Annotated in this window: 9 protein-coding genes; 1 reads left to right on the top strand and 8 read right to left on the bottom strand. The window is 42.4% G+C overall.

Annotated features, from left to right (window positions below):
* Positions 1-5: 5 nt before the first annotated feature.
* From comA to D8837_RS01340, 5 genes are all read right to left on the bottom strand, one after another.
* Positions 6-2,159, bottom strand: a complete 2,154-nt coding sequence (gene comA / locus D8837_RS01360; RefSeq protein WP_125455948.1) for a peptide cleavage/export ABC transporter ComA — start codon at positions 2,157-2,159, stop codon at positions 6-8.
* A 245-nt stretch (positions 2,160-2,404) separates the two neighbouring features.
* On the bottom strand, positions 2,405-2,641 hold the full coding sequence (locus D8837_RS01355) for an acyl carrier protein (RefSeq protein WP_125455947.1): 237 nt from the start codon (positions 2,639-2,641) through the stop codon (positions 2,405-2,407).
* A 5-nt stretch (positions 2,642-2,646) separates the two neighbouring features.
* Positions 2,647-3,639, bottom strand: coding sequence for a phosphate acyltransferase PlsX (gene plsX / locus D8837_RS01350; protein WP_050222969.1), 993 nt, complete (start codon positions 3,637-3,639; stop codon positions 2,647-2,649).
* Positions 3,636-4,406: a DNA repair protein RecO gene (gene recO / locus D8837_RS01345; protein ID WP_084925955.1), complete on the bottom strand. Its 771-nt coding sequence runs from the start codon at positions 4,404-4,406 to the stop codon at positions 3,636-3,638. The genes plsX and recO overlap by 4 nt, the downstream gene beginning before the upstream one ends.
* Positions 4,403-5,572 (bottom strand): pyridoxal phosphate-dependent aminotransferase, encoded by a 1,170-nt coding sequence (locus D8837_RS01340; RefSeq protein ID WP_125455946.1) that lies wholly within the window; start codon positions 5,570-5,572, stop codon positions 4,403-4,405. The genes recO and D8837_RS01340 overlap by 4 nt, the downstream gene beginning before the upstream one ends.
* A 148-nt stretch (positions 5,573-5,720) precedes the next feature.
* Here D8837_RS01340 and D8837_RS01335 point away from each other — a divergent pair, with 148 nt between their 5' ends.
* The gene (locus D8837_RS01335; protein ID WP_125455945.1) at positions 5,721-6,731 is read left to right on the top strand and encodes a YeiH family protein; all 1,011 of its coding nucleotides are present in this window, start codon (positions 5,721-5,723) and stop codon (positions 6,729-6,731) included.
* Between the two features lie 183 nt (positions 6,732-6,914).
* Here the strand turns inward: D8837_RS01335 and D8837_RS01330 are convergent, their stop codons facing one another.
* The 3 genes from D8837_RS01330 to D8837_RS09800 form a co-directional block, all read right to left on the bottom strand.
* On the bottom strand, positions 6,915-7,352 hold the full coding sequence (locus D8837_RS01330) for a CoA-binding protein (protein ID WP_125455944.1): 438 nt from the start codon (positions 7,350-7,352) through the stop codon (positions 6,915-6,917).
* Between the two features lie 84 nt (positions 7,353-7,436).
* Entirely contained in the window at positions 7,437-10,070 is a 2,634-nt protein-coding gene (polA, locus tag D8837_RS01325; RefSeq protein WP_125455943.1) for a DNA polymerase I, read from the bottom strand.
* 302 nt (positions 10,071-10,372) lie between these two features.
* Positions 10,373-13,671: SIALI-17 repeat-containing surface protein (locus tag D8837_RS09800; RefSeq protein WP_312023204.1), on the bottom strand; the 3,299-nt coding region annotated here is incomplete at its 5' end.

Here is a 13,671-nt window from a genome sequence, read left to right as displayed (position 1 = left end):
TCTTTCTAGCTATTGACCAAATGGGCGTAAAAGCCACCCTGTGCAAGCAAATCAGCATGCTTTCCTTCTTCAACAATCTTGCCCTGATCCAAGACAACCACCTTCTCTGTCCGCTCAGCAATGGTCAAGCGGTGGGCGATGAAAATCAAGGTCTTGTCTAAAGCCATAAGATTATCGACAATTCGCTTCTCAGTCAAGATATCCAAACTGCTGGTCGCCTCGTCCAAAATCAAGACCGGTGCATCTGTCAAGAGAGCACGCGCCAGAGCAATTCTCTGACGTTGACCACCTGAGATCCCTGCCCCATCCGAAGTCAACTCTGTCTGATAATTCAGTGGCATGCGCTCAATGTCCTCCCGAATCTCTGCCAATTCGACCGCCCGTAAGATATCCTCTTGAGTCGTCCCCTCCTTGGCTCCCAAAAGAAGATTCTCCAAAATCGTTCCGTTAAAGACATAGGGCTGTTGAGGCAGATAGTTGATATACTGACGCAGAGCCTTTTTATCAATCTGATTGAGATTGACACCACCCAGACTAATCTCCCCTTGACTTGGGTCGTAAAAATTAACCATCATCTTGGCCAAGGTCGTCTTACCTGAGCCCGAAATTCCCACAAAAGCCACCTTAGAGCCTTGCGGAATAGTCAAATTGATATCTGACAAGACATCTCGACCATAGCCATACTTGTAGGAAACCTGCTTGAAAGTCATCTCTCCCTTCATCAAGCTCAAATCCTCAACTGTTTTCTTCTCCTCAAACTCAGAAGCTACCAAATAAACCTCATTCAGACGGTTATTGGCAACCTGCGCTGTCTGAAGCTTGGTTTGCAGGTTGATGATATTTTCCAAAGGATTGGTAAAGTAAACAAGCAAGGTATTATAGGTAATCAACTGCCCCAAACTCATCTTGCCATCCATGACCAGAACAGCCCCCATCCAGAGAATACCGACATTGAGCAAGAGATGGGCAACCTTTTTCAGAGCCTTTTGCTGACTCTCTGCCCGACTATAGGTAAAGGACTTCTTCAGATAATCTACAAATTCCTTGTCAATCTTTTGGTAACGCTGACTTTCACTTGTCAAGGACTTAATAGTCTCAATACCATTGATGTCCTCAATGATAGAAGAAGACAGAACCGCATTGGCTTCCATGGTATCCCGATTCATCTTTTCAAACGGCTTCATAAAAGCAAAGATAATCACTGTGTAGATAGGAAGTGCCAATAAAGTCATAAAAAAGAGATTGGTATTTTGTGAAAATAAAACAAGGGAAATAATGACAACCGTTGACACATCTAGGAAAATCGAAAGAATGGTCGAAGCCAGCGCATCGATAATACTGTTAGCATCCGTGAAACGAGACACGATTTCCCCTGTCCGACGTGTCGCAAAAAAGGACATAGGCAGGTGAAAAACATGCTTGATATAGGATAAAATCACGTCAATCGACAAGCGTTGCCCCAAAACAAGCAAGAGATACTCCTGAGCGTAAGACAAGATCTGCTGGAGAATATAGACGATGACCAGCCCAATAGAAATAATCCCAAGCGTCGAACGCATCTGATCTGGCACATAGGTATCAATGATAGACTGCAGATAATAAGAACCCACAATGTTAATCAGGGTCACCAAAAGTGTCGCTAGGACGATGTTGGCAATCAAGCCACGCTGCTTCACTAATATAGGGATAAAAGAGAGCAAACCATTCTTTTGATCCTTATGAGGCTTGTAGTCTGGACTAGGTGCCATAAAAAGAGTCACTCCTGTCCATTCTTCCGCAAAACGCTCACGTGGCAGTTTGGTCAATTTCACCCCAGGATCTGGGTCGGCAATATGAATGCTGTCCTTGTCCTGCCCAGTCACCACATAGTAGTGGAACAATTTTCCTTCCTTAAGCACATGTGCAACAAAAGGAAAGGTCAAATCTGGCAAGGCAAACAGCGTCATATCTGCCTTGATCGCTCGCGTCTCAAAGCCAATCTCCTCTGCCACCTTGACCAAGCCCAAAGCCGTCGTCCCATCCATGGTTGTCTTGGCCAATTCTCGCAAGTGAGCCAAGGAATAATAGCTACCATAGTAGTCAAAAACCATGGCTAATGAAGCTACACCACAGTCCATCTGATCCACCTGCGGACGATAGTGACGTTTCCCAAATTTCATATTCAACTCCTTTTTCCTAAACTCATCTGATAATACCTATCTTACCCCAATCACCAAACAAAAACTGGACTTCCTCCCCAAATGCACCTATCTACCTCCCAACTGCACTTTTAAGATAAAAAAATAGGCAGAACAAACGTTCTACCTAAAATATATATTTAAAAAGATTAAAATGTAAATAATTATCAAATAGGATGTTGATTTACATTCTCAGCAACATGCAGCTCCTCTTATCTTGCTTCTTGCTATTCTTTACTTTTGACGATTTCTACCACATCTCCTACACTTTGTAGTTGATCAATTTCCTCATCGCTAATTTCGATATTAAATTCATCCTCCAGTGTCAAGATAAACTCCATCAAGTCAACTGAGTCAGCATCCAAATCGTCTTTCAGACTCAAGGATTCTGTCACGACAAAGTCCTCTCCCTGTCGCTCTTGGATAATGGTCACAATACGGTCAAAAATTTCTTTTTCTGTCATCTCTTTTATTCTCCTGAAAATTCACGCGCAGTCTGGGCAACTACGTCTGTCTCTAGCATGGTACGAATCTGGCGGATTGTACTATAAACAGCCTTGGCATCGCTTGAGCCATGAGTCTTGACAACCGGTGCCTTGACACCAAACAAGACCGCTCCACCAACATCTGAATAGTTGAGCTGTTTTTTCAAACCTCTGAGGCTATCCTTGAGAAGGAGGGCGCCTAGTTTCGCTCGAAGACCACCACCTGTAATAGCTGTCTTGAGCAAACCCATGATTCCCATGGCTGTCCCTTCAATGGATTTGAGCACAGCGTTTCCCGTGAAACCATCTGCCACAACAACATCCGCAACGCCATTCATCAAATCACGTGCTTCAACATTTCCGATAAAGTTCAAACTTTCATCAGCCGCCAGTAATTCGTAAGTTTCCTTACGAAGCGGATCGCCCTTGCTACTCTCTGTTCCGTTATTGAGCAAGCCAACGCGTGGTTGCGCAATTCCACGGACATTTTTAGCATAAAAGGATCCTAGAACAGCGTATTGATGGAGGTGCTGGGCTGTATTTTCCGCATTGGCACCGAGGTCGAGCATGTCAAAACCTTTTCCATCTACAGTTGGCAAGGTCGACATAAGCCCAGGACGGTCGATGTTCTTGATACGACCCACGATGAAAAATCCTGCTGCCAACAAAGCACCTGTATTCCCAGCCGATAGGACAGCATCTGCCTCTCCATCTTTGACAGCCTTAGCCGCCAATACCATACTGGCATTTTTCTTCTTCCGAATAGCTCTTGTAGGTTCATCGTCTGAATCAATCTTCTCATCCGTATGGATAATGCTGACGCGCTCTGTCGCTGTTAGATATTGCTTGATTTTAGCTTCATCTCCGTAGAGTTGAACCTCGATATCTGAAAAGTCAGCTAGGGCTTGATTGACACCCTCAACGATGGCTTGGGGTGCGTAATCGCCCCCCATGGCATCTACTGCGATTTTTTTCATTTCTTTTCCTCTTTTAATAATTGTCCCCAGTCTGCTAGGGAATCAATAAATTTCTTTGATTTTAGGTGAATCCCAACGTACTCTTCGTAGAGTTGATCCATAAATTGGCGTAGCTCTTGCTTGATTTCAGGCTTGAGCGAAATGGTCTCCAAAGTCTCAAAATCAATGGCTTGAAATTGATTGAGCAGATAAGGGATATTGGGATTGAGATGGCAACGTCTCTCATCCTCATGATAATGATCTGGACAGAGGCAGGCTCCATATTTGAAAGAAAAGTCAAAAGCCTGACCGACCCGATGGCAAAAGACACACTCATTAAAATTGAGGCTGATCCCAAATCGAGTCAAGATTTGAATTTCAAAAATATTAGTCAAAACCTGATAATCCAAGCCAGCTTCCATCAACTCCAAAGTCTTCTGCAAAAAAGCAAACAAGGGAGCATCCTGCTGATTGTCCTGCAAACTAGCATCGGCAAGAGCTGCAACGTAGGTCGCATAAGCCATGACAAAGAGATCGCTATTAATCTTGGGAAAAGTCATCACCTCATGGTAATCCTCAATGTAGCTAAGCCCATCATCATTGATTCGCAAGAGAAATCGTGCCAGCACTAAGGGCTGAATAACAGGAGCCAGTTTGGACTGACCAGCATGTTTGACGAAAAACATCCGCTTACCAGCCTGCTCTGTAAAAATCTTGACTAGCTTATCATCCTCACGAAAATTGCGATTGTAGAGCACCAAGCCTTGACTCGTGATAGACTGAATCATGCTTCTCTCATATACTCCTCAAGCCGTTTCATGGCTTCTTTGATAGTCTCCATGCTGGCTGCATAAGACAGACGAACATAACCTTCTCCGTAACGCCCAAAGGCAGCACCAGGGATAAAGGCAACGGACTTCTTCTGAGCAAAATCCTTGAGAAAGGCAAAGGAGTCTTGATTGTAGCCCGCTGGAATCTTAGCAAAGATATAGAAGGCACCGTCTGGTTTGATAATCTCAAAACCAAGAGCAGTCATTTTCTCGATAATATAATCCCGACGCTGGATGTATTCCTTCTTCATCGGTTCCGCATCGTTTTTACCAGCCGTCAAGGCTTCTACCGCAGCATGTTGAGCCATAGTATTTGCGGCAGTAACCAAGTACTGGTGACTCTTAATCAACTGAGATGTAAAGGCTGCAGGAGCGAAAATCAGTCCCAAACGCCAACCTGTCATGGCATGCGATTTAGACAAACCATTGATAATAATAGCCTGGTCTCTCAACATAGTTCCTAGAGATACATGGGCTTCCCCTGTGTAGGTCAATTCTGAGTAAACCTCATCACAGACAACGAAAATTTCGTACTTGCGTAAAACAGCTGCCAAGGCTTCCAACTGCTCCCGACTATAGGTAATTCCTGTCGGATTAGCTGGATAGTTGAGAATAACCGCCTTGAGATTATCACCTTGCTCCAAAATGGCCTTCTCCAACATCTCAGGAGTCAAGACAAAACCATTTTCAGTTGTGTCAATCTCGACAATCTCTGCCCCAACTAGATTGACAATCGGTTCATAACCCGGATAAGCAGGAGCTGGCAAGAGCACCTTGTCTCCCTCTTCCAAAATAGCTGTCAAAGTAGCAGATAAAGCCTCTGTCGCCCCAATTGTAACCAAGATTTCATTTTCAGGAGCATATTCCAGTTGGTACTTTTCCTTAACAAAGTCACTGGCCGCCTTACGTAGAGTCAGCAGACCACTCATCCCTGTATAGTAGGATTGGTTCTGATCAATCGCTCGCTTGGCCGCCTCCTTGATATGATCTGGCGTTGTAAAATCAGGTTCCCCCAAGGTCAAACGCAAGACCCCAGGAATCTCCGAAATAGCCTGGTCAAACTGACGAATCAACGAAACTTGAATCTTATCTAACTGTTTATTAAAGCGCTTAGTTAAGTCCATAGATACCTCCTACTTTCAAAACGTATCTCTATTATACTATAAAAGCCCCCCGACCGCAAAAATACATGATAGAATAACTTTCCACTTTCTATTTTACTTTTCCTGTTTATAGGTCTATAATAGTAACAGATTCTATTTGGAGGTTTTTATGTCATTTCTATCAAAAAATGGAGCAGGCATCTTTGCCTGCCTTCTCATTTCTATCGTATCTTGGTACTTAGGAGGATTCTTCCCTGTGATTGGCGCGCCTGTATTTGCGATTTTCATAGGCATGCTCCTACATCCCTTTCTCTCGTCTTATAAACAACTGGATGCTGGATTGACCTTTAGTTCTAAAAAATTGCTCCAATATGCCGTTGTCTTGCTTGGTTTTGGTCTCAATATCTCGCAAGTCTTCGCAGTCGGACAATCTTCACTCCCTGTCATCCTGTCCACCATCTCAATAGCTCTGATTATTGCCTATTTCTTCCAGCGCTTCTTTGCACTGGATACAAAACTGGCTACCTTGGTTGGAGTAGGTTCTTCAATCTGTGGTGGTTCTGCCATTGCAGCGACAGCGCCCGTTATCCATGCCAAGGAAAAGGAAGTAGCCCAAGCCATCTCCGTTATCTTTTTCTTCAATGTCTTAGCGGCACTTATCTTTCCAACCCTGGGAACCTGGCTTCATCTATCCAATGACGGCTTCGCCCTCTTTGCAGGAACTGCGGTCAATGATACTTCCTCTGTAACCGCCACAGCTAGCGCCTGGGACAGTCTTTACCAGACCAATACCCTCGAATCCGCAACTATTGTCAAACTCACACGTACTCTGGCTATCATCCCCATCACTCTCTTTCTCTCCTACTGGCAAAGTCGCGAGCAAAAAAATAAGCAAGGCCTGCAACTGAAAAAAGTCTTCCCACTTTTTATCCTTTACTTTATCCTTGCATCTCTCCTAACCACCCTCCTGACCTCTCTTGGTGTGTCCAGTAGTTTCTTTACCCCACTCAAACAACTCTCCAAATTTCTCATCATCATGGCCATGAGTGCTATCGGACTCAAAACCAATCTGCTAGCTATGGTCAAATCCAGTGGAAAATCCATTGTTCTCGGAGCCATCTGCTGGATTGCCATCATCCTCACTAGTCTTGGTATGCAGACCCTTATCGGCATTTTCTAATACTCTTCGAAAATCTCTTCAAACCACGTCAACGTCGCCTTGCCGTATATATGTGACTGACTTCATCAGTTCTATCTGCAACCTCAAAAACAGTCTTTTGAGCAACCTGCGGCTAGTTTCCTAGTTTGCTCTTTGATTTTCATTGAGTATAACACAAAAGGTAGCCCACCAGCTACCTTTTTCTTATGCTTCCTCAATCAAGCGTGTATGTTCTCTCTTAATGCAGCGATTCATCACGATGTCATCGCATCCACCAGCACGCAAGATTTCTTCCGCCTCTAGACTTTCAAGTCCTAGCTGTGCCCAAAAAATCTTAGCATCAGCCTTGAGAAAATCACGCGCCACATCTGGCAAAAACTCACTGCGACGGTAAACATTAACAATATCTACAGGAAAAGGAATCTCTGCTAGGCTAGCATAAGCCTTTTCACCCAATATTTCACCACCTGCTACCTTGGGATTGACTGGGATGATTTTATAACCCCAAGCCTGCATTTCCCTGGTCACTCGATTGCTAGTTGTTTCCTCACGGTCAGACAGACCCACCACAGCAAGAGTTTTACTCGTTGCGAGATACTGACGAATCACGCCATCACTTGGATTGATAAATTCTTGACTCATAGAAATCCTCCTTTTTCATCAGTATAGCACAATTTGAAAAGGCTTGCATAATTCTACTACAAAAAAGGAGGACTAGCCCCCTTTTTATTTAGCCTCGTACCAGGTTGCCCCTTCATTTTCATCCGCGATGAGGGGAACACTGAGTTGAATGGCTTCTTCCATGGTTTGTTTGACCAATTTTTTCATCTCTGCCAATTCAGATTTAGGAACTTCAAGGACGATTTCATCGTGCACTTGCAGAAGCATCTTAGTCTGATAACCACCTGCAACCAAGGCTTTATCCAGCTGAATCATAGCAATCTTGAGAATATCTGCCGCCGACCCCTGGATAGGAGAGTTGATAGCTGTCCGCTCTGCAAAACCACGAATATTGAAGTTACGCGAATTGATATCTGGTAACTCACGACGACGCTTGAAAAGTGTCTTTACATAGCCCTTATCACGCGCCTCACGCACCACTTCATCCATGTAGTTTTTAATACCTGGGAAGCGTTCAAAGTAGGTATCAATATAGGCTTTGGCTTCCTTACGGCTAATGCCCAGATTATTAGACAAGCCAAAGTCTGAAATCCCGTAAACCACTCCAAAGTTAACGGCCTTGGCATTGCGACGGTCGTTTGCAGTCACATCCTCAGGACGCTCAATGCCAAAGACCCGCATGGCTGTTGAGGTATGGATATCCGCCCCCTCTTGGAAGGCATTAATCAAGTGCTCATCCTTAGAGATATGTGCCAAAACGCGCAATTCAATCTGTGAATAGTCCGAGCTGAGAAGGACACTATCCTCCCACTCAGGCACAAAAGCCTTACGAATGAGACGGCCCTGCTCCAAACGCACAGGAATGTTTTGCAAGTTTGGATCCACACTAGACAAACGCCCAGTCTGGGTCAAATCCTGAACATAGCGAGTATGAATCTTGCCATCAGCCAAAATCCAGTCCTGCAAGCCAATTACATAAGTGGATTGAATCTTGGCAATCTGACGATAGTCAAGAATTTTCTTAACAATCGGAGCAATAGGAGCAAGGCGCTCCAAGACATCCACCGCTGTCGAGTATCCAGTCTTGGTTTTCTTAGTGTACTCTAGAGGAAGTCCCAATTTTTCAAAGAGAAGCACGCCCAACTGCTTAGGCGAGTTGATATTAAACTCCTCACCAGCCAGTTCGTAAATCTCCTGAGTGAGTTTTTCAATGACAAGCTCATTTTCAGCCTGCATCTCAAGCAAGGCCTCTTTCTTGACCGTAATCCCAGCAATTTCCATCTTGGCAAGGACAAAAGCCAGAGGTTGCTCCATATCATAAAGAAGCTCTGATTGCTCATTTTCGCTGAGTTTTTCAAGCAAAATAGGTTCTGTTTCGACCAAAACGGCAAGCTTACGTGCCAAATGTTCTAAGAATTTCTCGCGTTCAGGAATGGCCTTCTTGACTCCCTTACCATAGAAAGTCTCATCATCAACCAAATAAGTCTGACCATAAAGACTAGCAATAGTCGCAATTTCATTGTCCTCCACAGTCGAAAGGAGGTATTTAGCCAAACGGCTATCAAAAGCAGGCGCCTGCAAATCCACACCAAAACGATTCAAGAGAACTTTAGCCTTCTTAAAGTCATAAACTCTCAAAGGTGTTTTTTCTAAGAAGTCCTTGAAAATCGGCTCTTGCAACAGCTCAAGCTTGTCTGTAGCATAGAGCTTATCTCTACAAGACCAGGCAAAACCAACCAAATCATCCGTATGGTAATTCTCACCAAAAAGCTCAAAATGGAAAATAGACTCTTCACTCAGCATATCTTGACTGATTTGGTCAACAATAGTAAAGTCCAAGCTCTCAGCCACATCAGCTGACGACACATTTAAAGCCTGCTTGAGCTGTTTGAAGCCCATCTCATCGTAGAATTTCCCAAGATTTTCCACATTTGGACCACTATAGACCAAATCCTCCAAACCAATCTCAATCGGCGCCTTGGTATCAATGGTCGCCAGTGTTTTAGACAAAAAGGCCTGTTCCTTATCATTGATGAGATTTTCCTTCATCTTAGAAGCCTTCATCCCATCGATATTTTCATAGATCCCCTCAAGCGAACCATGCTCCAGCAAGAGCTTGATACCCGTCTTTTCACCGATTTTGGTTACTCCAGGGATATTATCCGACTTATCACCCATGAGCGCCTTGAGATCGATAAACTGCGTCGGTGTAATGCCCATCTTTTCCATAAGATATTCTGGCGTAAAGGCCTCAAACTCAGCCACACCTTTCTTAGAAATCTCAACCACCGTATGCTCATCCGTCAGCTGAATCAAGTCCTTGTCCCCACTGACAATGGTAATATCAAAACCATCCTGCTCTGCTAGTTTATCCAGCGTCCCAATGATGTCATCCGCCTCATACTGAGCCAACTCATAGTGACGAATCCCCATATGATCCAGCAACTCACGAATGAAGGGAAATTGCTCACGAAACTCATCAGGAGTCTTAGCCCGACCACCCTTATAGTCCGCATACATCTCTGTCCGGAAGGTCGTCTTTCCCGCATCAAAAGCCACCAAAATATGACTCGGCTCCACCCGCTCCAATAAATGACTCAACATCAACTGGAAGCCATAAATCGCATTGGTATGCAAACCAGCCGCATTCTTAAAACGGTCCAACTGCTGATAGAGCGCAAAAAACGCCCGAAAAGCAACAGAAGACCCATCAATCAATAATAATTTTTTCTTATCCATACACCCATTATAAAGGAAAGCACCAAAAAATACCATTGGGAAGAGCTAGAGTAAGTATTTTCATTTGAATGACTAGAGATGATGAAATAAAACAAACTTCTAAATAACACACTAATCAGAAAGTGAACTACACCCGACGGAACGAGATGGACTAATAATTACATAATAAAATAGAGAGTCACTAAAGATATGACTCTCTATTTTATGTTCGGGTAATATTTCTTACCTAGGTGACAAATAGTACTCTACTAACCCTTTTTGGCAATAAGTGCTAAGGAATTTGTAAATACCTTAAGCAAATCTTACTCATTATCCTTCTTACGAAGAACGATACTTAGACCAGTCAAAATTCCAACAAATCCGAATGCTGCCAAGGCTGCGTTCGATTCCGTACCAGTATTTGGCAATTGAGTTACCTCAGTTGGTGGAGCTGGATAAGTGTCTCCATCTGGATTGTAATTTGAAGGTACTGGTTTGTTCGGAACTGCCGATGTTCCCGAATCTTCCGCCACAGGTACAGGTGGTTTTGGAGTCTCGTTTCGTTGAGGTGTTGGAGCTGGTTGTGGTGTAGGTGTAGGTGTAGGTGCAGGAGCTGGATCCGGAGTTGGACTTGGCTGTGGTTTTGGTTCTTCAGGAATCTTCAGCTCTGGAATTTCCACAGTTGGCGGATCTAACGGAACTACTCCACCTTCAAATTCTGGCACTTCAACTTTTGGAGCATCAATTTGCATTACATATTGGTAAACAATAGTAGTAACACCTTCTTTAACCAATCCTTTTTCTTCCACAGTATTTTTAAACTTATCACCTGCTGGAAGAACACGTTTCAATCTATATGTCACTCCATCTACTGTAATAGTTTCAGGAGCTGTCACAGCGTACTCTTCTCCTGTAGCTTTGTAAGTCGTTTCTTCTTTATCACCAGTAGTTGTAGTTGTCGCTTCAGCTACAATTACATTGTTCTTAGTGACTACGTCATCTGCAAGGAAGTTTTCATTAATATCTACGAATTTAACAACAACTGTTCCTTTTTTGTCTTTTGCGTAATCACGTACACTGTTTGGTTTATTTTGAGAGTACTTAACAACAACCGCTGAATCTTTTGATTCATGTGTTACAGTTAATTCATCTACCTTAGCTTTATCCACAGTGTAATCTTTGATTTCTGGTGACACTACTTCAACAAGTTTTTGTTCTGGAGTCCAATCAGTTGTATACGTCACTTCACCAGTTCTACTGTTGATTTCGGCAGTTCTTGTGAAACGAGCACTTTGGTTCACTGGTGCACTTGCTTCTTGTCCTGCTTTTGGTCCATTTTCATAAACATAAGTGATATCACGTTTCACTTCTGTTAGTAAACCTAAATCTTTATACGTGCGACCTTTTGGATCATTAGGAATTTTATCCTCTGGTTTTGGAGGATTTTGTTCTCCCTCGTTAGGTTTCGTTGGATCTACTGGAATAACGTAATCGTATTGGTATACTACTGTCGTAGTTCCTTCTTTTACCTTACCAGTTTCTTCTAATACGTTGTTGTACTTATCAGAAACTTCGTATACTCCACGGAAGCTGTATTTCTTACCATTAGCTTCGATAACGTCTTTACGACTCGCTACAGTGCTGTATTCTTCATTTGTAGCTGTATAAGTAGTTTCTTCACGATCTGCATAGACTTTTGTCGTAGCTTTTTCTACTACTACATTATCTTTCACAATTACTGCTTCACTGATTTCAGTTCCTTGAGCATCTACATACTTAACAACTACAGAACCTTTTTTGTCTTTCGCTGCATCATGTTCGATAATTTCAGGATTTTCACGGTATTTAACAACTTCACTACTGTCTTCAGATTCATGTGTTACAGGTAATTCTGCGACTTTTTCTTTATCAACTGCATATTTATCGATTTTCGGAGATACTACTTCAGCAAGTTTTTGTTCTGGAGTCCAATCTGTAGTATAGATCACTTCACCAGTTCTGCTGTTAATTTCTGCAGTTCTTGTGAAACGAGCTGTTTGGTTAACAGGCGCACTAGCTTCTTGTCCTACTTTTGGTCCATTTTCGTAAACATAAGTGATATCACGTTTCACTTCGTTTAATAGACCTAAATCTTTGTATGAACGGTTTTGTGGGTCATTAGGAATCTTGTCCTCTGGTTTCGGAGGATTATTGTCACCTTCGTTAGGCTTAGTTGGATCTACTGGAATAACATAATCGTATTGATAAACAACCGTTGTAGTTCCTTCTTTCACCTTACCTGTTTCTTCAATTGTATTGTTGAATTTGTCCGAAACTGCATATACACCACGGAAGACATATTTCTTACCATCTTTAGTGATTGTATCAACTTTCTTTTCAGCGGCATTGTAGTTTACATCATGTTCTGTTACTTCATCACGAGTTGATAGTACAACCTCTCCTGACTTAGTAGCGTATGTTTTCGTTGTTTTCACGACTGCATCTGTTACTACATTTTCAGCATCTTTAATTTCATTTCCGTTAACATCAACGTACTTAACAACCACTGAACCTTTCGTTTCAGTTACTGTTGGTGTTGTTTCCTCTTGTTTATCTAGAGTATAGCTGTAGATAACGTGTTGCTCACCTTCAGTTACGTCCCCTGTCGCTGGAGCTGAGTCAGATGTCTGTCCTACATATTTATAAACTAAACCTGTGGCTTCATCTTTTAGCGTTGGGTATTGTTTATCTGTAATGTCATATGTTTCTTTTGTAGCTGCACGTGTTTCTTTACGCTCTGATACTTTTACACCTTTCGAGTAAGTTACATATGTATCTTCATACTCTAAAGGAACATTGTTTTTCACTACTTCTGTTTCTTTTAAGGTTTTTAACGTTCCATCTTCGTTGATCACAACGTGTTTCACATCAACAGAACCTGTCTTAGTCGCAACTGATTTAGACGGAGTTTTCTCTTCTTCACTTACTAGACGGTATTCGTAGACAACTTCTGTTGTTCCCTCTACTACTTTACCACTTGCAGCTGGCGAACCTTGTTTTAGACCTACATACTCGTATGTAAATCCAGTATCGGCATCTACTAATGTTGGGTATTGTTTTGGAGTTGTATCGTAGTTTTGTTCTACCGTTTTAACATCAGTACGTTCATTAACTTTTGTTTCACCTGAATATAAACTTACGATAGTTTTAGTTTCAAGCGTTACATTATCTTTATCAGTTTCTGATTTTAATTGTTTTCCATCAGTTGTGACGTACTTGATAACGACGCTACCTTGTTTAGTAGCTGTTACTTCTCCCGCTTCTTCTTTTGTGATTTTTAAGTTGTAGTAATGAGTTACAACTGGTTTTTCTTCACCCATTACTTTGTAAGCACGGATTGGTGTGATGATTTCTTTTTTAGCAACTGTAACAGTATCCGTTGTTGTTTCATCCGAAGGTTCCCATTCTTTTACTTCACGTCCAGATTTAGTCAACGTAGCTTGTGATTTATCATCTGATACTGTAACACCCCATGTTCCATTAGTTGTCACATTCGAAATATTAATTTTTTCTTCTGTATTTACCGGGTATTTATTCCAAATTATATCAGATCCATTATCTCTATCATACTTAGTATTTGTTG

Origin of the sequence: Streptococcus mitis (genome assembly GCF_003942965.1) — a bacterium.
Classification (GTDB): domain Bacteria; phylum Bacillota; class Bacilli; order Lactobacillales; family Streptococcaceae; genus Streptococcus; species Streptococcus mitis_BH.
The sequence above is the reverse complement of the archived record's forward strand: the minus strand, read 5'-3'. Positions and strand labels throughout refer to the sequence as shown.

Excerpts from the sequence above, each read along its gene's own strand:
- comA (WP_125455948.1), bottom strand. The coding sequence starts at position 2,159 with ATGAAATTTGGGAAACGTCACTATCGTCCGCAGGTGGATCAGATGGAC.
- D8837_RS01355 (WP_125455947.1), bottom strand. The coding sequence starts at position 2,641 with ATGACAGAAAAAGAAATTTTTGACCGTATTGTGACCATTATCCAAGAG.
- plsX (WP_050222969.1), bottom strand. The coding sequence starts at position 3,639 with ATGAAAAAAATCGCAGTAGATGCCATGGGGGGCGATTACGCACCCCAA.
- recO (WP_084925955.1), bottom strand. The coding sequence starts at position 4,406 with ATGATTCAGTCTATCACGAGTCAAGGCTTGGTGCTCTACAATCGCAAT.
- D8837_RS01340 (WP_125455946.1), bottom strand. The coding sequence starts at position 5,572 with ATGGACTTAACTAAGCGCTTTAATAAACAGTTAGATAAGATTCAAGTT.
- D8837_RS01335 (WP_125455945.1), top strand. The coding sequence starts at position 5,721 with ATGTCATTTCTATCAAAAAATGGAGCAGGCATCTTTGCCTGCCTTCTC.
- D8837_RS01330 (WP_125455944.1), bottom strand. The coding sequence starts at position 7,352 with ATGAGTCAAGAATTTATCAATCCAAGTGATGGCGTGATTCGTCAGTAT.
- polA (WP_125455943.1), bottom strand. The coding sequence starts at position 10,070 with ATGGATAAGAAAAAATTATTATTGATTGATGGGTCTTCTGTTGCTTTT.